The organism is Kibdelosporangium phytohabitans, from assembly GCF_001302585.1.
GTDB classification, from domain to species: Bacteria; Actinomycetota; Actinomycetes; order Mycobacteriales; family Pseudonocardiaceae; genus Kibdelosporangium; species Kibdelosporangium phytohabitans.
In genome coordinates this window covers 10,749,547-10,769,266 of the sequence record NZ_CP012752.1, presented here as the reverse complement: position 1 = coordinate 10,769,266, position 19,720 = coordinate 10,749,547, and the positions used below count along the sequence as shown (strand labels likewise).

Genomic DNA, 19,720 nt, shown 5'->3' with positions numbered 1-19,720 from the left:
TCAATGACCGGCGCGACAAAGCCCATCGCGTGTCTTGATGTCGGTTCGACGTGGACCAAGGGCGCGCTCGTCGGCGACGACGGCGCGCTCCTGGCCACGGCACAGCACGCGACGACCCCGCCGGAAGTTCTCGACGGGGTCAACGCTGTGCTCAAACAGCTCGGCCACGCCGACGAGGTCCTGGTCTGCTCGTCGGCCGGTGGTGGGCTGCGGCTCGCCGTCGTCGGGCACGAACGGCTGATCAGCGCCGAAGCCGGGTATCGGGTGGCGTTGTCCGCGGGCGCGAAAGTCGTGCACGTGTCGGCGGGCGAGCTCGACGGCGCCGGTATCCGCGCGTTGCGTGCTGAGGAACCGGATGTCGTGCTGCTGGTCGGCGGAACCGACGGCGGTGACGCGAAAGTCCTGCTGCACAACGCGGCGGCGTTGGCCCGTAACCGGATCCGGCCGCCGATCGTGTTCGCGGGCAACCAGAGCGCGCGGCTGGAAGCGCTCGAAGTGCTCGCCGGGCGCACGGTGGTGCCGACCGCGAACGTGCTGCCGGATGTGGGCGAGCTCGAACCGGGCCCGGCGCGTGCGGCCATCCGCGAGGTGTTCCTGAATCACGTGATCGGCGGCAAAGGCTTGTCGCGCGGCCGGAAGTTCCGTGACATGGTCCGTGCGGTGACGCCGGACGCCGTGCTCGCGGGCGTGTCGCAGCTGGCCAGTGAGGACGCTGTTCTCGTCGTGGACGTCGGCGGCGCGACGACGGACGTCTACTCGGCTGTGTCCATACATGACGAACAGGACCGCGCGGTTGCTCTGCCGCAGGACCGGCGCACGGTCGAAGGTGACATCGGGATGCGGTGGTCCGCGTTGGGGATCGTCGCGGAGGCCGAGGCGGAACGCCTTGCGGTGGACGGGCTCGCGGAGTTCGCGCGGCGCAGGTCGTCGGCGGTCGGCTTCGTGCCGGACACCGCTGAAGAGTCCGCTGTGGACCTTCGGCTCGCCGGGCTGGCCGCGGTCGTCGCCGTCCGCCGCCACCTCCGGCTCGTCGACGGCAAGCTGGGCCCACGCGGGGCCGGTCTGCTCGTGCTGTCCGGCGGTGTCTTCCGGCACGCCGGCGACATCGGCCCGGTCGTCGACGTCCTGCGCAGTGATCCCGTGCTGCGGCCCGCGATCCGGGAAGCACGGATCGTGGTGGACCGTGACTACGTGCTCGCACCTGCCGGGCTGCTCGCGGCGGACGGGAAAGGTGCGGTCGCCCGGAAGCTGTTGACCACGTTGGACGGCGCTGAGTAGCTTCGGGTGTCGTGACTGAGTTATACGGGGACACGGTTTTCGGGGCGGGTAACGACCTCGAGGCGATGCGCCTTGACGCGCTGTCGCGGATGTTCGACCCGGCCACCCGTTCCCGCCTGGCCCAACTGGCCCGGCCGGGCATGCGGTGTCTCGACGTCGGCGCCGGACTCGGCCGGATCTCCGGCTGGCTGGCCGAGGTGTGCGCCGAGGTGATCGCACTGGACGTGGACACCCGGCTGCTGACGAACCTGCCGAAGGTGTTCCCGACCGTGCGGGTCGTCGAGGCCGACGTGACCGGTGACCTGGGGCTCGGCACATTCGACCTGGTGCACTGCCGGTTGGTGCTGATGCACCTGCGCAACCGCGAGGAGGTGCTGCGCCGCCTCGTCGACCTGGTCGCGCCAGGTGGCTGGCTCGTGCTCGGTGAAGCGTTCGAGGCGCCCGTGGTGACCGGTCCGCCGGACAGCCCGTTCTGCAGGATGATGGACAAGCACTGGCGCGGCTTGGAACGGTCCATCGGCACCGACGGCAAGTGGGGCCTGCGCTATCCGGAGTTGTTGCGGCAAGCGGGTTTGGTGGACGTCGGAGTGGAGATGTACCAGCCATCGGTGACCAGCACGTCCGCTGCGGGCGAGTTCTTCCAGCTCAACTTCCAGCACCTGCGCGGCCGTGTGGTCGCGGACGGCCTGCTCGACGACGAGACCGTCGACGCGGCGCTGGAAGCCATGCGCAGCCCGGATTTCAGCGAGTTGGGGATGGGCTTGCTCACGGCGTGGGCGCACAAGCCGCGATGAACCGCAGCACCCGTTCGTTGACCTCGACGGGTGATTCGGCGGAGATCGAGTGGGTGGCGTCCGGCCACAGCTCGGCCTGGATGCCCGCAACCAGCCGCTGGGCGCGTGCGTGGGCGGCGGCGGGGTGGTGGATGACGCTGCGGCCCGCGATCAGCGCCAGCATCGGCACGGAGATCGACCGCAGCTGCTCGTCGCGGAAGTACGCGGGCATGGCGGTGCGGACCCGGTGGTGGTGCAGGCCTGCCGCGATCACATCGGAGACGGGGTCGTTCTCGGGCATCCGGTCGCTGCCGGAGATCCACCGCATGAACGCCGGACGGGCCCAGTGCGAGATCACGGGCAGCATGCCGAGCAGGGAACGGATGATCAGCGTCGGCGGGAAACGGCCGAACGTGTTCGCCGGATCCAGCACGCTCACCGAGGCCAGCCGGCTGGATTTCCACACGGCGAGGTTGCCCGCGAGCCAGCCGCCGAAGGAAACGCCGACCAGGTGCACGCGGCCCAGTTCGAGGCGGTCGAGCGTCTGGTCGAGCCAGCGCGCGTGGTCCTGGGTGGTGTCGATCGACGCGGTCTGGGTGCTGCGCCCGGCCTCGCCGATCGGGTCGATCGCGTACACCGGGTGGTGCTCCATCAACCCGGTCAGGTCGGCACGCCACATGATCGGCGTGCCCGCGCGTCCCGGCAGCAGCGCGATCGGTTCACCGTCGGCGTCGCCGAAGCGGTACACCTTCGCGATTCCGTAGTCGGTTTCGACATCGTGCTCGCCTGCCGGTGGCGGCAACGTGCGCAGCCCGGCGTCGTAGGCGCGGTAGTAGTCCGACTGTGCCTGCGGTGAGGTGAACCGGCTTGTCCCCATACGAACGGATTGTAAAAGGGACTCGCGGTTTTCGCAATCCGATCGTATTATCAAGGTGTGCCCAAGATCGTCGACCACGACCAGCGCCGCAGGCAGCTCATCGACGCGCTCTGGCGGATCGCCAGCCGCGACGGGCTCGAAGCGGTCAGCCTCGGCCAGGTCGCCGCCGAGGCAGGCGTGTCGAAAGGCCTTGTCCAGCACTACTTCCGCAGCAAGGGCGAGATGCTCCTGCATGCGACGACCTACCTGCGGGAACGCGTCGAGCAGCGGATCGCGGCACGGGCCGGGTCCGGGCAGCTGCGGGCCATCCTGCTGGCGTTCCTCCCAGTCGACGAGGAAAGCCGCACGGAGATGCTGGTCGCCAACGCCTTCTTCTTCCGCGCGCTGCGTGACCCGGCGATGGCCGAGCGGTTCGAGCGCGGCAACACCGGCCTGCGCCAAGCCGTCACCGATCAGATCGTCGCCGCCCAGCAGCGCGGCGAGATGGCCGTGGACCTCGATCCCGCCCAGGAGGCCACCGTTCTGCTGGCGCTGGTCGACGGCCTGGCGTCGGGACTGCTGCTCGGCCACCACACACCGGAGTCGGCCGAAGCGACGCTGAACTACCAGCTGGCCAAACTCGGCTGATCCCGCGCCTCCGTCGCGTCGATACAGAACACCTAGGCCAGGCCGGCGGCGATCGCGACGGCTTCGTCCCACTCCGGGTCGGCGTAGTAGTCGCTGTGCCGCCGGACACCCGGTGACCAGCGCAAACCTGGCACGGCCTGCAACTGCGGATCCGGCAACCAGTGGTCGCTGCCCAGCACGAGCGCGCCCGACTCACCCGCTTTGGCCGGGCTGAGCGGACCGGAACTGCCGTCCGGCCGGAACCCCATCCCGATCATCTTCGAGTCGTACACCTGCCTGCGCCACGTCGTCACAGCGCCGCCCAACGGATCGGTGCCACGGCACAACGCGCGCCAACGACCGTCGAGTTCACCGTGCAACTCCGCCAACGACCGGTGCGGCACGACACTCGGGAACGCCCGCGAGTACGCCCACTGCAAAGGAGAACCCGCCGTGACCAGACCGACGCGTTCACGGGCCGTCGGCGGCAGTGTCTCCATCAACCGGGCCACGGTGACGATCGCGATCAAGCTCCCGTGGCTGTGCCCGGTGATCACGACACGCGTTCTCGGATCCTCCAAGTGCTTCGCGGCGCGTTCGGTCAGCTCGGGGATCACCTTCAGCGCGTAACACGGCGGCACGAACGGATGCGACTCCCGGGGCCAGAAACACGCCAGATCAGCCAGCACACCCAGCGTCCTGGCCAGCTCCGGGCGCCTGATCGCCTGGTACACGGCACGCATCAGCGCCACAGCCAGGAAACCCAGGCTGAACACGCCGACCGCGGAGAACAGGCCCATCCACTCCGGCGGCCCGAAGTCGCGCAACCGCATCCAGATCGCCACAGCCGCGCCCGCTGCCAACGCGGTCCCACACGCCACCAGCACGTGGTGCAGGTGGTTGCGTTGGAAACGCCCGTTGCGCCAGGCACGAGTCGCCGTCGACTGATCCGTGGGCGGCGCGTCCGCGTGCAGCAGCCCGCTTTCCGGGGGCTGGGCGCCCCGCCGGTCGTTGCGCCACCTGTGCACACCGGTGATCGCGCCGAGCAGCAGGCCGATCAGCAGCGCGAAAGCCGCGGACACGCCCCACAACAGCGTCACCGGCTCGTAGCCGGACGGCAGCTGCAAACCCTGGCTGCCCAGCAGTTTCCGCACCGCGATCGCGATGCCCGCGCCGAACCCGCCGCCCAGCAACGCGGCGATGACCAGCATGATCGGCGACATCCAGCCACCGGCCCACGGCCGCAGCTCGTGCGGTTGCTCCGCCCAGAACTCCCGCCGCGCGATCCACGCGGCGGGCATCACCACCAGGCCGAACAACACGCACACGACCACGAGCGCGGCGGCCGTGCCCTCGATGGTGATGTCGGTGCCGGTGAGCCGGGTGGGCAACCGGTCCTGCGTGACAGCCGTGCTGAGCACCAGCAACACGCTGACGATCAGCAGCACGCGGCGCGTGACCTTGCCCAATGCGAGTCGCAGCCAGCGGCCCGCGCGATGAGGTGACGCGCCCGTCGGATCGTCGAGCAACAGCACACCGAGCGCGGCAAGCACCAAAACGGACAGTCCGACCAGCCACTGCGTCGTCACGACCGGCGAAGCCGCGAACGGCCCGCCGGCCGGGAGCAACGCCAGCACCGCGAGCCCCGCCACGGTGTGCAGCGCGCGCAACGTGGGCGTGTCCGGGTCGGCGACCAGGTTCGCGCCGGGCATCCGCCGCGGCCGGTTTCCCGGCACCGGACTGGGCAACGGCGGCGCGTTCACCCGCCACGTGACCGCCGAGACCCGGCCGAGCACCAGCACGACCAGCGTCGCGGGCAGCAACCCGGCGATCGCTCGAAAACCGCGCAACTCCCGCAGCCAGTCCGGCACGACCGAGGACAGGCACGGCGAACCGGGCGCGAGGCACTGCGCGGCCAGCAGATCGAGGCTGACCACGGCGACCTGCGTGACGAAGAGCACAGTGAGCAGCAGCGCCGCCAGCCGCAGCAAAGACCGCCCCACCAGGCCCAACGCCGCCGCGGGCCGGTTGTCGTGCGGCACCGGCGGCAGCATCCAGTGCGCCATGTTGGCCAGCACGAACGGGAACAGCAGCGCCCAGGTGGACTTGCCGACACCGCCGGACGTCATCCCGCTCCACAGGTAACCCTCGATGGTCCTCGGCACCGAACGCCCGTCCGTGTGCAGCATCGGACCAGGTCCGGGCCTGCGCAACCGGTCGGCAGGCCGCACGATCCGGCCGACGCCGTCACCGGCGACGTCGACCGCGGCGACCGCTCCGACCAGGGATTCCGCGGTCGTGCCCATGATTCCGTGCACGCGCAGCTCCACCACCCGCGTGTCGGATCCAGGCATCAACAAGGCGACTCCGTTGAGTGTCGAGGCTCCGCCGAGTGCACGGCGGTACTGTTCGGCGTAACGAGTTTGGAGGGAACAGGGCGATGACCGCTGAAGACACGCGGAACGTGACCGGAGCCCGGTACGCCGGAAAGATCGGCGACATCGACTTCGCCGTTGCCGATCTTTCGCTGGCCGAGTTCGGGCGCAAGGAGATCCGGCTGGCCGAGCACGAGATGCCGGGCTTGATGGCGCTGCGGCGTGAGTATTCCGAGGTCTACCCGTTGCGCGGGGCCCGGGTCTCCGGCTCGCTGCACATGACGGTGCAGACCGCGGTGCTGATCGAGACGCTGGTGTCGTTGGGCGCGGAGGTTCGTTGGGCCTCGTGCAACATCTTCTCCACCCAGGACCACGCCGCGGCGGCGGTCGTGGTGGGCCCGCACGGCACCGAGGCGGAGCCGAAGGGTGTGCCGGTGTACGCCTGGAAGGGCGAGACGCTGCCGGAGTACTGGTGGTGCACCGAGCAGATGCTGACCTGGCCGGACGGCAAGCTGCCGAACATGCTGCTCGACGACGGTGGCGACGCGACGTTGCTGGTGCACAAGGGCAAGGCCTACGAGGCCGCCGGTGTGGTGCCCAACGCGGAGCAGGACGACCCGGAGGAGTGGCAGGTCATCCTGGAGACGCTGCGCGCGTCGCTGTCGGCGGATCCGACGAAGTGGACGCAGATCGCGGACGAGATCAAGGGTGTGACCGAGGAGACCACCACCGGTGTGCTGCGGTTGTACCAGCTGGCGGCGGCGGGTGAGCTGCTGTTCCCGGCGATCAACGTCAACGACGCGGTGACCAAGTCGAAGTTCGACAACCGCTACGGCATCCGGCACTCGTTGATCGACGGGATCAACCGGGGCACGGATGTGCTGATCGGTGGCAAGGTCGCGGTGATCTGCGGGTACGGCGACGTGGGCAAGGGCGCGGCGGAGTCGTTGCGCGGCCAGGGCGCGCGGGTGATCGTGACCGAGATCGACCCGATCTGCGCGTTGCAGGCCGCGATGGACGGGTACGCGGTGCGCAAGCTGGAGACGGTGATCGGTGAGGCGGACATCGTGATCACCACCACGGGCAACAAGGACGTGGTGACCGCGGATCACATGTCGCGGATGAAGCACCAGGCGATCCTGGGCAACATCGGGCACTTCGACAACGAGCTGGACATGGCTGGTCTGGCGCGGTTCGAGGGGATCCGGCGGATCAACATCAAGCCGCAGGTCGACGAGTGGGTGTTCCCGTCCGGCCGGTCGATCATCGTGCTGTCGGAGGGGCGTCTGCTCAACCTGGGCAACGCGACCGGGCACCCGTCGTTCGTGATGTCGAACTCGTTCTCCAACCAGGTGATCGCCCAGATCGAGCTGTTCACCAAGAACGAGGAGTACGACAAAGAGGTCTACCGGCTGCCCAAGAAGCTCGACGAGTACGTGGCCAAGATCCACCTCGAAGCGCTCGGCGGTGAGCTGACCAAGCTCTCCAAGGAGCAGGCCGAGTACATCGACGTCGACGTCGAGGGCCCGTTCAAGCCGGAGCACTACCGGTACTGAGACGGCTAAGTCCACTCGATGAGGATTTCCGCGAGGCCGGCCGGGAGATTGGTGAAGTAACCACTGGTCACCCGGCCGATCCCGCACACGAGGCCTTCCGTGCCGACCGGCTCGGCGCCCTCGCCCCTGCGGTACTGGCGCGTCACGCGCGCGGGCATCGCCTTGCGGTGGAACGCGTGCTGCACCAGGTAGGTCCCGACGCCGCGCAGGAACGTCCGCTCCATCCCCGGTGACGTCCCGCCGGACCCGTCGACGATCGTGAAGCAGAAGACGTGCGTCTCGCCCTCGGCGAGCCTGCGGTCGAACAGCAACTCCATCGCCATCACACCGGACACGGCGCTGCGCCGGACCCGGCCGAGCCTGCACCCCTCGGCCGTGGTGATCTCGGCCCGTTCGATCAGGCAGCCGTCGTCACCGCCGTGCGTGGCGAAGTACCGGTCGGGTCCCGACCGGGCGGCCGTCACCACGAACCGCGTGGTCTGTGAACGCTGCTCCCGGTGCGGCCCGAGCTGGATGTAGTCGTGCACCGCGTCGATGCGCAGGTCCGCGTTGGTCCTCGTCTCCGGTGCGGCGTCGAACTCCGCGAGCAACGCGGGCGCGTCCTGCCAGACCCGGCTGACCTCGGTGAACTTCGGCACGATCTCGTCTGCCTTGCCCGCGCGCGGGCGCGGTCCGATCAAGACGACCAACGAGTCCGACGGCAGCCGGAGCACGGTCTCCAGCGCGCGGACGGTGTCGATCGAGCGCGGCACCTCGGGGTGCCGCAGGCCGCGTTGCCAGTAGCTGAGCGTGGACTGGCCGATCTTCACACCGAGCCGGTCGAGGTGCGCGGTGATCCTGGTCAACGACAGGCCGCGGTACTCGATCGCTTCACGCAACGCACGGTGGAAGGGCCCGTAACGCAGCGCGTCGCCGAGCCGCTCAGGCAGTGGCCCGTTGTCCAACCTTGCTCCAATCGAACCAGCGTTCACGGGGTGTGAATGGACCGTGAACGTTCACAGTAGTTCCTCGTGGGAACGAGAGATAGGGGCGAACGATCCCCCTGCGGGCCAGGTGGGGTTGCCCTGAGGGATCACCCGATCGCACTGTGTTGCTCATCAAGGCCGTGCCGAAGAGATCCAACCGGACCCTGCAACCGGTGAAGAGCTTCGAGGCCCGGCACGTTGAGGGCGAGAAGGGACCCAAGCCCATGTCGGCACTCAGGATCACGCGGCGTCTGCCCGCGACCGCGACCCTGGGTGTCGTCCTCGCCCTCGGCACGGCCCAGCCGGCCGTTGCCGAACCGGCGCCGATGGCAAAAGTGATCGCCAGGGGTGAACGTGAGGTGGTAGCCGACCAGGCGTCCGCCGCGCGGGAACTGCTGCTCCTCATGGTGGCAATGGGCGGTCTTGCTATCGGCGCCGGAGGCGTGCTCGTGGCACGCAACGGACATCAGTGAGTCCATCCGGCTCCGCGCGCCGCGTCGACCCGAGCGTCCTTTTCGGACTCCGCAACCGGTCGTGAAGCCTGTGCCAAGGCCGGACTAGGGTTGCCGTCGTGGGTCGACTCGTTGTCATCGAAGGTCTGGACGGATCAGGCAAGCGCACGCTCGGCGCGGCGCTGACCGAAGCGTTCCAACGGCGTGGTGCCAAAGTCGCGCAGCACGCCTTCCCGCGCTACGGCGACAGCGTGCACGCGGATCTGGTGAGCGACGCGCTGCACGGGCGCCTCGGTGACGTGGCCGACTCGGTGCACAGCATGGCCGTCCTGTTCGCACTCGACCGGCACGGGGCGCGGGACGCGCTGCTGCGTGACCTCGAGGACTTCGACGTCGTGCTCGTCGACCGGTACATCGCGTCGAACGCCGCGTACCAGGCCGCCCGGCTGCACCAGGACGAGCACGGCGAGATCGTCGAGTGGATCCGGCAGCTGGAGGTCGAGCGGTTCGGCCTGCCCGTGCCGGACCGCCAGTTGCTGCTGCGGGTGCCCGTCGACCTCGCCGCCACTCGCGCCGAGACCCGGGACCGGGTCCGGGACACGTACGAAAAGGACGGCGGGCTGCAGGCCCGTTGCTCCGCCGTCTACGACGGACTCGCCCGCGTCGGCTGGCTCGCCCCGTGGCAGGTCCTCGACGGCAGCGGCGACCAGGACTTCGAGCAGCTCAGCGGCACCCTGCTGGCCGACGCGTAACGCACTGGGCCGCTGATACGGATAGGACACCATCCACTGGCAGACAGGCGAGCGCAGCGTGGCGATCGAATGGAGTGAACGGGTGACACAGCGGCAAGATCAGCGGGTTGTGCACGTCCCCGTCAGCGAAAGTGCGACGATGGGGAGCATGAAGGCACGCGTGCTGGTTGTGGACGACGACCCGGCCCTCGCCGAGATGCTGACGATCGTGCTCCGCGGTGAGGGTTTCGACACCGCGGTCGTGGCCGACGGCTCCCGCGCGCTCCCCGCGCTGCGCGAGCTCAAGCCCGACCTGGTGCTGCTCGACCTGATGCTGCCCGGCATGAACGGCATCGACGTCTGCAAGGCGATCAGAGCGGAGTCCGGCGTTCCGATCGTCATGCTGACCGCCAAGAGCGACACCGTCGACATCGTGCTCGGGCTGGAGTCCGGCGCCGACGACTACGTGGTGAAACCGTTCAAGCCCAAGGAATTGGTGGCCAGGGTGCGGGCGCGGATGCGCCGCACCGAGTCCGAGCCCGCCGAGGTGCTGGCGATCGGCGACCTGACCATCGACGTCCCCGGGCACGAGGTCACCCGCGAGGGCAAGGCGATCCAGCTGACCCCGCTGGAGTTCGACCTGCTGGTGGCGCTGGCCCGCAAGCCGCGCCAGGTGTTCACCCGCGAGGTCCTGCTCGAGCAGGTCTGGGGCTACCGCCACGCCGCGGACACCAGGCTGGTGAACGTGCACGTCCAGCGGTTGCGCTCGAAGGTCGAGAAGGACCCGGAGCACCCCGAGGTCGTGCTGACCGTCAGGGGCGTGGGATACAAGGCCGGGCCTCCGTGATACTGACCCCATGAAGCGTTTCTTCGCGCGGTCCAGCCGGCTGGTGATCCGGCAGCTGGGCCGCGCGGTGGCGTTCTGCCGCGAGCGTGCGAAAGCGTTCAGCGAGCTGTGGCGGCGGTCGCTGCAGGTCCGGGTCGTGGTGAGCACGCTCGCGCTCTCGTCGGCTGTGGTGTTCGTGCTGGGCATGGTGCTGCAGAACCAGATCACCGACCGGCTGCTGTCGAGCAAGCAGGAAGCCGCGATCGCGCAGACGCACATCGCGGTCGGCATCGCCAACCGCGAACTGCTCGCCGTGAACGTGCTCTCCGACGGCTTCCGGGAACGGCTCAGCGGCGCGGTGAACCGGCTGTCCAGCTCGGCGGCGGACGAGGAAGGCGGCGACTCGGTCGCGGGCGCGTTCGACCCGATCATCGCCTACGACGGCGAGGACGTGGCCGACGCCGTCCACGCGGGCCAGAACTACTCCGACGTCCCGCAATCGCTGCGCGCGTACGTGCAGAAGGGCGATGTCGCCCGGCAGATCGCCACCGTGGAGCGCAGCAACGTGCGCACCACGTTCCTGTTCGTCGGCGCCCCGGTGACCAGTGCGAACCGGCCGTTGCAGCTGTACCTGCTGTTCCCGCTGACCACCGAGCAGAACACCATCGACGTCGTGCAGAGCACGCTGATCGTCGGCGGTCTCGTGCTGCTCCTGCTGCTCGCGGGCATCGCCAACCTGGTGACCAGGCAGGTCGTGCGGCCGGTGCGGCGGGCGGCCGAGGCCGCCGAACGGTTCGCCGCGGGCGAGCTCGACGAACGCATGGCCGTGATCGGCGAGGACGACGTGGCCAAACTGGCCGAGTCGTACAACCAGATGGCCGAGAGCATCAAGTACCAGATCCGCCAGCTCGAGGAGTTCGGCCAGCTCCAGCGCCGGTTCACCTCGGACGTCTCGCACGAGCTGCGCACGCCGTTGACGACCGTGCGGATGGCCTCCGACGTGCTGCACGCCTCCCGCGCCCAGTTCCCCGCCGGCCTGGCCCGGTCGACCGAGCTGCTGGTCGACGAGCTCGACCGGTTCGAGTCGCTGCTCGGCGACCTGCTGGAGATCTCCCGGCTGGACGCGGGCGTCGAGGACCTCGTCGCCGAGTTCACCGACGTGCGGGCGATCGCCAAGCGCGCACTGGACTCGGTGCGGGTGGTCGCCGAGAACGCGGGCAGCCGGATCGAACTGGAACTGCCCGCCGCGCCCGCGACCGCCGAGGTCGACGCGCGGCGCATCGAACGCATCCTGCGCAACCTCCTGGCCAACGCGGTCGACCACGGCGAAGGCCATCCGGTCCGGCTGCGGCTCGCGTTCGACGAGACCACGCTGGCGGTCGCGGTCCGCGACTACGGCGTCGGCCTGCGCCACGGCGAGGCAGACCTGGTGTTCAACCGGTTCTGGCGTGCCGACCCGTCCCGCAACCGGCACACCGGCGGCACCGGCCTCGGCCTGGCGATCAGCGTCGAGGACGCCCGGCTGCACGGCGGCCGGCTCGAAGCGTGGGGCGAACCGGGGCACGGCGCGAACTTCCGGTTGCTGCTGCCCCGTTCCCAGGATGTCGAGATGGGCGAGAGCCCGCTGCCGCTGCGGCCGGACGACGACGTGCCCGCCGAACCACCCCTCGAGGAGGTCCGGTGATCCGCCGGTTGATTCTGGTGCTCGGCTGTCTCGTGCTGGTGGCGTCCTGCGCCAACATCCCGGAACAGACCAACGCGCAGGCGATCCCGAACTCCGCGGCGCAGCAGCAGCCCAAGATCCCGCTGCCGGAACGCGACCAGAGCCCGATCACCGTGGTCCGCAAGTTCATCGAGGCCAGCGGGGAGACCGCGGTCGCGGAGGCGTACCTGACCGAGGAGGCCAGGAAGCTGTGGCGGCCGGACAACCAGGCGACCATCATCGAGGACGAGTTCAGCACGGTGCCCCAGCCGCAGGGCAAGGACGCCGACCCGAACCGCACCACCGTCGAGGTGAAGGCCACGTCCAAGGGCTGGCTGGACTCCCGCAAGTCCTTCGTGGCGCAGAGCGGGCCGCAGACCGGCATGGTCAAGCTGATCAAGCAGGACGGCCAGTGGCGGATCAACGAGGCGCCGAGCAACGTCCTCATCCCGATCACGATGTTCAACAACCACTACCGCGCGGTGAAGCTCTACTTCTACGACAGCGCCTCCCGTGAGGTGCCGGTCCCGGACCAGCGCTACCTGCCGGGCGCGACGCGCGCGTCGCCGAGCGAGATCATCGGCCTGCTCCTGCAAGGCCCGGCCACGGCGTTGCAGGGCGCGGTCCGCACGGCTTTGCCGTCGTCGGCCGTGCAACGCACGAACGTGACGCTCTCCAAGGACAACGCGACGGTCGTCAACCTCGGCCAGCTGGGCAACGTGACCACCGAGGAGAAACGGGCGATCGCGATCCAGATCGTGCTGTCGTTGCAGGACGTGGCGGGCACGACCGTCCGGCTGCAGGTCGAGGGCCTGCCGCTGGTGCCCGACCAGCCGGACTGGAAACTCAACGACATCCAGGCCGACAGCGACCGCACCACGCCGAAAGCCCAGCTCACCGGCATGATGGTGGTCGGCAACCGGGTCAAGGAGCTGCGCGACGGCAAGCAGATCAGCAACCCGGCGGGCGACGGCTCGTACCACGTCGAAAGCGCGGCCCAATCCGTCGACGGCTCGCAGCTGGCCGTGGTGGAACGGCTGAACTCCGGCGACCTGCAGCTGAGGGTCGGCGCCCTCACCGAAGGACTGCGCCAGACCAACGTGACCGGCAAGGAGATAACCCGCCCGACCTGGCAGTTCGCCGTCGCGTCGAACGAGATCGGCAACGAGGTCTGGGCGGTCGTCGACGGCAACATCACCCGGGCTGTGCGCACCCGCGAGGGCACGTGGCTGTCCCTGCCGGTGAACGGGTCCGAGCTGGAGCGCTTCGGCAAGATCACCGAGCTGCGGCTGTCGCGCGACGGCGTCCGGGCGGCTGTGGTGGCGGGCGGCAAGCTCTACGTCGGCTCGGTCGGCCGCACGCAGGGCACCAACAACGTCGCCATCATCTCCCCGAAGCCGTTGCTGCCGTCGGTGTCGAACGTCGTGAGCGTGGACTGGCTGGACCCGAGCCGGGTCGTCGCGGCGACGAACACGCCCAACGGCCTGGTCTGGCAGGTGCCGGTGGACGGCATCGAAGCGCAGCGCTACAGCCTCGCGAACCTGACGGCCCCGCTCGCGTCGGTCACGGCGGCACCGAGCCGTCAGATCGTCGTGACCGACGCCGTGGGGATGTGGACGGCGTCGGAGGTCGGCCAGGTCTGGCTGCCCCACCCGCAGACCCAGGGCCCGAACGCGCGGCCGTTCTACCCGGGCTGATTGTCGGACCCCACTGGCATCCTGCGCCTGTGCTGAAGGCGTTGATGGAACTGCTGGTGCCGTCGTGCTGCGCGGGGTGCGACAGACCCGGCGAGGTGCTCTGCGGCGAGTGCCGGTCGAGCATGTCCGGTCCCCGGCTGATCGACCGCGGCCCCGGCCTGCCCCCGATGTACGCCCTCGGCCAGTACACGGGCGTGGCCCGCCGGGCCGTGATCGCCTACAAGGAGCGCGGCAGGAGGGAGCTCGCGGCGAGCTTCGGCAGCCTGCTCACCGACGCGCTGCGCGAGCTGCCCCCGGCTGATCTCGTCCCGGTGCCGTCCCGGCCCCGGGCGGTCCGTGCGAGGGGTTTCGAGCACATGGCGCTGGTCGCCGCGCACACCCCGGCCGTCGTCCGGCCGTTGCTGCGGCTGGATCGGCGGGTGCGTGACTCGGTCGGCCTGGACGCGGACCAGCGGGCGCACAACCTTGCCGGAAGGCTCACGTGCGTGCCCACTCGTGCGAGGGTCGTTCTCATCGATGACGTCGTTACCACCGGGGTCACCGCTACTGCCTGTTGCAGCGCTCTCACCAGGGCCGGAGCCGCTGTCGTCGGGGTTGTTGCGCTGACTGCCACCTAGATCGTCTGCATACCCCCACACGGGTGATTACTCGCCGGGAACCAAGATCTGTTTCCGGCCGTTGAAACGGTATGGAACGCCGGGATGAATTGCCGGTGGGCCCGTTGGAGGGACAACGGGACCCATCCGAGTCAGCCCGGACAGCGACCGTGCCGGGCCGATCGATCCTCCACAAGGGTGAAAACCGCCCTCGTCGTGTGGACTCTCCGCCGTCACAGGAGTATCGCGGTGGCCGTTTTCCGGTGGCCGGTGTCACTCTCCGTCGTGGTCGGAGTTCGCCCGCCGTGGGGACTGTTGCTCAACCGCAACGCGGGCTAACGTGCTGCGCTATCAGCCCCGGCATGAGGGAGGAGGCGATCAGCCCATGACCCTGGCGCCGGCGGGGAGCTGAACCCAACAGAGGCAACGGTTCGGCTCGGCAGGACCCCGAGCGCCATGTTTTCGCCGATCAGATGGCTCGCAGAAAACAGCGAGGAGGTCGTGTATGGACATCGTCGTCAAGGGGCGCAACGTCGAAGTACCCGATCACTACCGGGTGCACGTGACGGACAAGCTCGCCCGACTGGAGCGGTACGACAAGAAGGTCATCCGCTTCGATGTTGAGTTGTTCCACGAGCCCAACCGCAGGCAGATGAAGAACTGCCAGCGCGTGGAGATCACCGCCAAGGTCAGGGGACCGGTGGTCCGCTCCGAGGCTTGTGCCGGCGACTTCTACGCCGCACTCGACTCAGCGGTGAACAAGCTCGAGAACCGGCTGCGCAGGCTGCATGACCGCAGGCGTGTGCACTACGGGCGACGCAGCCCGACCTCAATGGCGGAGGCGACAGCCACGCCAGCGATCGGCTCCGTTGACGCTGCGCCGCAACTGCGCGCGCGCAACATGACCAACAGCCAGCGAGCCGCACAGACCGCGGTGCTGGAAGCGCCGGAGTACGAGGGTGTCGTACCCGAGCAGCGTTGGGACGACGGTCTGGAAGAACCCAGGCCAGGTCGCGTGGTGCGGGAGAAGGAGCATCCCGCGACTCCCATGAGCGTCGACCAGGCTCTGTACCAGATGGAGCTGGTCGGGCACGACTTCTTCCTCTTCTTCGACGTCGAAGCGGGCCGGCCGAGCGTGGTCTACCGCCGCAAGGGCTTCGACTACGGCGTCATCAGAATGTCCTGAACCCCCAGACCTCGACCGAGTGAACGCCCCGGGAACCCGTATGGGTGCCGGGGCGTTCTTATTGGATGGAGCACGGTCGTACGACGCACGGCCGTGCACCGTGTCATGCCCGTTCCCTACGATGGGGGAGAGGTGCCCTGTCGGCGGGCGCACAGTCGATCACGTAATGAGGTCAGGGCAACATGGTGCTGGCTCGGATACTCCGTGCGGGCGAAGGTCAGAAGATCAAGCGCTTGCGCAGGATCACCGCGGACGTCAACGACCTCGAAGAGGACGTCGTCAACCTCACCGACGAGGAACTGCGCGCTAAGACCGCCGAGTTCAAGAGTCGCGTCCAGGACGGCGAGGATCTCGACAACCTGCTGGTCGAGGCGTTCGCCGTGGTCAGGGAGGGCGCCAAACGGGTGCTCAACCAGCGCCACTACGACGTGCAGATCATGGGTGGCGCCGCCCTGCACCTCGGCATGGTCGCCGAGATGAAGACCGGTGAGGGCAAGACGCTGACCTGTGTGCTGCCCGCGTACCTCAACGCGCTGGCCGGCCGCGGCGTGCACGTCGTCACCGTGAACGACTACCTGGTCGAACGTGACGCGGAGTGGATGGGCCGCATCCACCGCTTCCTCGGCCTGACCGTCGGCACGATCCTCTCGGAGAAGACGCCCGAGCAGCGCCGCGAGGCCTACGAGTGCGACATCACCTACGGCACGAACAACGAGTTCGGCTTCGACTACCTGCGCGACAACATGGCGTGGACGATGGAGGAGTGCGTCCAGCGTGAGCACTACTTCGCCATCGTCGACGAGGTCGACTCGATCCTGATCGACGAGGCCCGCACGCCGCTGATCATCTCCGGCCCGGCCGACCAGTCCTCGCGCTGGTACCAGGAGTTCGCCAGGATGGCGCCGCTGATGCGCCGCGACATCCACTACGAGGTCGACGACCGCAAGCGCACGGTCGGCGTGACCGAGGCCGGTGTCGGGCTGGTCGAGGACCAGCTGGGCATCGAGAACCTGTACGAGTCGGCGAACACGCCGCTGGTCGGGTACCTCAACAACGCGCTGAAGGCCAAGGAGCTGTTCAAGCGCGACAAGGACTACATCGTCCGCAACGGCGAGGTCCTGATCGTCGACGAGTTCACCGGGCGCGTGCTGTCCGGCCGCCGCTACAACGAGGGCATGCACCAGGCCATCGAGGCCAAGGAGCGCGTGGAGATCAAGGCCGAGAACCAGACGCTGGCCACGATCACCCTGCAGAACTACTTCCGGCTCTACGAGAAGCTCGCCGGGATGACCGGTACCGCCCAGACCGAGGCGGCCGAGCTGCACCAGACGTACAAGCTCGACGTGGTGCCGATCCCGCCGAACCGGCCGATGGTCCGCAAGGACCAGGTCGACCTGATCTACAAGACCGAGCAGGCCAAGTTCGACGCGGTCGCCGAGGACATCGCCGAGCGGCACGAGAAGGGCCAGCCGGTGCTGGTCGGTACCACGAGCGTCGAGCGCTCGGAGTACCTGTCGAAGCTGCTGCTCAAGATGGGCATCCCGCACGAGGTCCTGAACGCCAAGAACCACAAGCGCGAGGCCGCGATCATCGCGCAGGCCGGTCAGAAGGGCGCGGTCACGATCGCGACCAACATGGCCGGTCGCGGTACCGACATCGTGCTCGGCGGTGGCGAGATCCACATCGACGAGGACGCCGAGTCGGAGGTGCCGGAGGAGGAGCGCGAGGGCGACCTCGCCGGCGACCCGGCACACGTGCAGGCGCACCGCATCGCGACCGAACGCGCCGAGGAGAAGGCCCGCGCGGCGGCGGAGCGCAACACCAAGCCGATCGCGACGGCCGCGCAGGAGGAAGCCATCGGCAACCTCGGCAAGGTGCTGCGTGAGGTGCTCAACGCGACCGACGCCGTGGCCGAGCAGAAGGTCCTGGTGGCGCGTGTCGGCGGTTCGCAGAAGGTCGAGGAGATCTACTTCAAGCGCCGCGACACGGCCTTCGACCAGCTGGTCATCAAGGTCCGCGACGGCGTGGACCGCGTGCTGCGCCAGCACCGCGACGTCGTCACCGACGGCCTGGCCGACAAGGCAGCCGACGAGGCGCTGACGGTCGTGAAGAAGCAGACCGAGCGTTCGTCGAAGCGTGACCGCGGCGCCGACGAGGCCAAGCGCGAGTCGAAGCTGGAAGAATCCGTCGGCGCGGCCGTGTACGACATCGTGCACAGCTCGCTGTACGACAAGCAGTTCCAGGCCGTCCGCACATCGATGTTCGACCAGAGCATCTACGACGCCACGTACGACGAGGCGTACTCGACCGCCAGCGCGTCCCGCAACGAGATCGCGGAACTCGGCGGCCTGTACGTGCTGGGCACCGAACGGCACGAGTCCCGCCGTATCGACAACCAGCTGCGCGGTCGTTCCGGCCGTCAGGGCGACCCGGGTGAGTCGCGGTTCTACCTGTCGCTCGGTGACGAGCTCATGCGGCGCTTCAACGCCGTGATGGTCGAGCGCGTGATGACGACGCTGCGCGTGCCCGACGACATGCCGATCGAGGCCAAGATGGTCACGCGTGCGATCAAGAGCGCGCAGACCCAGGTCGAGCAGCAGAACTTCGAGATCCGCAAGAACGTCCTGAAGTACGACGACGTGATGAACGAGCAGCGCAAGGTGGTCTACGCCGAGCGCCGCAAGGTCCTCGAAGGCGAGGACATCCGTCCCGAGGTCGAGCGGATGATGCACGACATCGTCTCGGACTACATCGACCAGGAGACCTCGGAGGGCTACGCCGAGGACTGGGACCACAAGCGGCTGTGGACGGCGTTCAAGCAGCTCTACCCGGTCAGGGTGACCTGGGAGGAGCTGGCCGACAACGACGAGATGGACCTCGACGCCGAGCACCTGAAGAAGGCGATCGGCGAGGACATCCTGCGCGCGTACCACGAGCGCGAGGCGGAGATCGACGGCCAGTTCGGCGAAGGCACCATGCGCGACCTGGAGCGCCGGATCCTGCTGTCGGTGCTGGACCGCAAGTGGCGTGAGCACCTCTACGAGATGGACTACCTGAAGGAAGGCATCGGCCTGCGTGCGATGGCGCAGCGCGACCCGCTGATCGAGTACCAGCGGGAAGGCTACGACATGTTCCAGTCGATGCTGGACGGGCTGAAAGAGGACACAGTCCAGCACCTGTTCAGCGTCCGGATCGAAGCGGAGGCGCCGCCGCAGCAGATCCAGGAAGCGGAAGTGCCGGAAGCCTTCGCCAGGGCAGCCCAAGCGGCGCAGGAAGTGGCGGCGGGCAACGGCCAGGGTCGCCACCGCCTGCAGGACCCGGAACCCGCCGAGTCCCAGATCCCACCGGCCCTGCGCGGCGGCGCGGGTGGAGGGCAGCAGCGCCTGAGTTACAGCGGCCCAGCCGAAGACGGCGGAGTGGAATCCCACACCGAGGACGCAGGCGAAGCAGGAGAAGGCGGCCAGTCCGGAACCCGCCGCGAACGCAGGGCAGCAGCCAGGGCGAGCGCGAAGAAGGGCCGAAAAGGCCCCCGCCGCTGACTGAAGCAAAACCCCCGCTGGGGCGGCCGAACCGGCCGCCCCAGCGGCATGTGGAAGCCACCAACAGCCTGCCTCTGAAGCCCGCCATCCAGACCAGAGGCCTCGGGGTGCGTGCTCTGGTCGGGGCGGGGCTGGTACTTGGTCGGAGTGGTGGTGTGCTGGTACTTGGTCGGAGTGGTGGTGTGGGGTCTGGTGTTTCGGTTGGTGGGGGTGAGGGTGGTTGCTTGGCCGGAGGTTGAGGTAGGGGGCTGGTGTGTCGGCCAGGGGGTTTCGGGGCCGGTGCCCCGGTCGGCGGAGGTGAGGCGTGGAACCCCCGGTGTCCGGTTGGAGAGGTGATGGTTGGTACTCCGTCGGAGAGGCGGCGTGGAGACGCGCATTCCAGTCGGCGGAGTGAGGCGTAGACCCAGCAGCCCAGCCGGGTGCTGGGCGCAGCCTGATCTTGGCAACCAACGTGGCCCTGGTAGCGCGAAACGCAACCAACGTGACCCTGGGAAACGCAACCAACGTGGCCTTGTAGCGCGAAACCCAGCCGGAGGGGCAAGTCGAACTGCGGCCTCGCCG

At 68.7% G+C, this 19,720-nt stretch carries 15 protein-coding genes; 12 read left to right on the top strand and 3 right to left on the bottom strand.

Annotation, left to right across the window (positions count from 1 at the left end; all coding sequences use genetic code 11):
• Window positions 1–3 precede the first annotated feature (3 nt).
• Window positions 4–1,278 carry a glutamate mutase L gene (locus tag AOZ06_RS48080; protein WP_054295483.1) on the top strand — a complete coding sequence of 425 codons (1,275 nt, stop codon included), beginning with the start codon at window positions 4–6 and terminating at the stop codon, window positions 1,276–1,278.
• Window positions 1,279–1,289: 11 nt separating this feature from the next.
• Window positions 1,290–2,072, top strand: a complete 783-nt coding sequence (locus AOZ06_RS48075) for a class I SAM-dependent methyltransferase (protein WP_063810244.1) — start codon at window positions 1,290–1,292, stop codon at window positions 2,070–2,072.
• Here AOZ06_RS48075 and AOZ06_RS48070 read toward each other — a convergent pair.
• A complete protein-coding gene (locus AOZ06_RS48070) occupies window positions 2,044–2,928 on the bottom strand; it encodes an alpha/beta fold hydrolase (RefSeq protein WP_054295481.1) in 885 nt (294 codons plus the stop codon). The genes AOZ06_RS48075 and AOZ06_RS48070 overlap by 29 nt on opposite strands.
• A gap of 57 nt (window positions 2,929–2,985) precedes the next feature.
• Between AOZ06_RS48070 and AOZ06_RS48065 the strand changes: the two genes are divergently transcribed.
• Window positions 2,986–3,555, top strand: coding sequence for a TetR/AcrR family transcriptional regulator (locus AOZ06_RS48065; protein ID WP_054295480.1), 570 nt, complete (start codon window positions 2,986–2,988; stop codon window positions 3,553–3,555).
• A 32-nt stretch (window positions 3,556–3,587) separates the two neighbouring features.
• Here AOZ06_RS48065 and AOZ06_RS48060 read toward each other — a convergent pair whose 3' ends face one another.
• Window positions 3,588–5,888, bottom strand: coding sequence for a lipase family protein (locus tag AOZ06_RS48060; RefSeq protein ID WP_218921901.1), 2,301 nt, complete (start codon window positions 5,886–5,888; stop codon window positions 3,588–3,590).
• An 86-nt stretch (window positions 5,889–5,974) separates the two neighbouring features.
• Here AOZ06_RS48060 and ahcY point away from each other — a divergent pair, with 86 nt between their 5' ends.
• Window positions 5,975–7,465 (top strand): adenosylhomocysteinase, encoded by a 1,491-nt coding sequence (gene ahcY / locus AOZ06_RS48055; protein ID WP_054295478.1) that lies wholly within the window; start codon window positions 5,975–5,977, stop codon window positions 7,463–7,465.
• Window positions 7,466–7,470: 5 nt separating this feature from the next.
• Here the strand turns inward: ahcY and AOZ06_RS48050 are convergent, their stop codons facing one another.
• Entirely contained in the window at window positions 7,471–8,409 is a 939-nt protein-coding gene (locus AOZ06_RS48050) for a helix-turn-helix domain-containing protein (protein ID WP_225953079.1), read from the bottom strand.
• 194 nt (window positions 8,410–8,603) lie between these two features.
• On the opposite strand from AOZ06_RS48050, the gene AOZ06_RS48045 reads away from it, so the two are divergent.
• From AOZ06_RS48045 to secA, 8 genes are all read left to right on the top strand, one after another.
• On the top strand, window positions 8,604–8,903 hold the full coding sequence (locus tag AOZ06_RS48045; protein ID WP_157233646.1) for a hypothetical protein: 300 nt from the start codon (window positions 8,604–8,606) through the stop codon (window positions 8,901–8,903).
• 98 nt (window positions 8,904–9,001) lie between these two features.
• Window positions 9,002–9,634 carry a dTMP kinase gene (locus AOZ06_RS48040; RefSeq protein WP_083472424.1) on the top strand — a complete coding sequence of 211 codons (633 nt, stop codon included), beginning with the start codon at window positions 9,002–9,004 and terminating at the stop codon, window positions 9,632–9,634.
• A gap of 148 nt (window positions 9,635–9,782) precedes the next feature.
• Entirely contained in the window at window positions 9,783–10,460 is a 678-nt protein-coding gene (mtrA, locus tag AOZ06_RS48035; protein WP_033392556.1) for an MtrAB system response regulator MtrA, read from the top strand.
• 10 nt (window positions 10,461–10,470) lie between these two features.
• Window positions 10,471–12,123, top strand: a complete 1,653-nt coding sequence (gene mtrB, locus AOZ06_RS48030; RefSeq protein WP_054295474.1) for an MtrAB system histidine kinase MtrB — start codon at window positions 10,471–10,473, stop codon at window positions 12,121–12,123.
• Window positions 12,120–13,838 (top strand): LpqB family beta-propeller domain-containing protein, encoded by a 1,719-nt coding sequence (locus AOZ06_RS48025; protein ID WP_054295473.1) that lies wholly within the window; start codon window positions 12,120–12,122, stop codon window positions 13,836–13,838. The genes mtrB and AOZ06_RS48025 overlap by 4 nt, the downstream gene beginning before the upstream one ends.
• Window positions 13,839–13,867: 29 nt before the next feature.
• Window positions 13,868–14,455 carry a ComF family protein gene (locus tag AOZ06_RS48020; RefSeq protein ID WP_054295472.1) on the top strand — a complete coding sequence of 196 codons (588 nt, stop codon included), beginning with the start codon at window positions 13,868–13,870 and terminating at the stop codon, window positions 14,453–14,455.
• Between the two features lie 484 nt (window positions 14,456–14,939).
• Window positions 14,940–15,620 (top strand): ribosome hibernation-promoting factor, HPF/YfiA family, encoded by a 681-nt coding sequence (hpf, locus tag AOZ06_RS48015; RefSeq protein WP_054295471.1) that lies wholly within the window; start codon window positions 14,940–14,942, stop codon window positions 15,618–15,620.
• A 182-nt stretch (window positions 15,621–15,802) separates the two neighbouring features.
• The gene (secA, locus tag AOZ06_RS57455; protein WP_157233645.1) at window positions 15,803–19,159 is read left to right on the top strand and encodes a preprotein translocase subunit SecA; all 3,357 of its coding nucleotides are present in this window, start codon (window positions 15,803–15,805) and stop codon (window positions 19,157–19,159) included.
• Window positions 19,160–19,720 lie beyond the last annotated feature (561 nt).

Bases quoted from the DNA above. Each gene is read 5' to 3' on its own strand.
- secA (WP_157233645.1), top strand. From the start codon at position 15,803: ATGGTGCTGGCTCGGATACTCCGTGCGGGCGAAGGTCAGAAGATCAAG.
- mtrB (WP_054295474.1), top strand. From the start codon at position 10,471: ATGAAGCGTTTCTTCGCGCGGTCCAGCCGGCTGGTGATCCGGCAGCTG.
- AOZ06_RS48080 (WP_054295483.1), top strand. From the start codon at position 4: ATGACCGGCGCGACAAAGCCCATCGCGTGTCTTGATGTCGGTTCGACG.
- AOZ06_RS48060 (WP_218921901.1), bottom strand. From the start codon at position 5,888: ATGCCTGGATCCGACACGCGGGTGGTGGAGCTGCGCGTGCACGGAATC.
- hpf (WP_054295471.1), top strand. From the start codon at position 14,940: ATGGACATCGTCGTCAAGGGGCGCAACGTCGAAGTACCCGATCACTAC.
- mtrA (WP_033392556.1), top strand. From the start codon at position 9,783: ATGAAGGCACGCGTGCTGGTTGTGGACGACGACCCGGCCCTCGCCGAG.
- AOZ06_RS48070 (WP_054295481.1), bottom strand. From the start codon at position 2,928: ATGGGGACAAGCCGGTTCACCTCACCGCAGGCACAGTCGGACTACTAC.
- ahcY (WP_054295478.1), top strand. From the start codon at position 5,975: ATGACCGCTGAAGACACGCGGAACGTGACCGGAGCCCGGTACGCCGGA.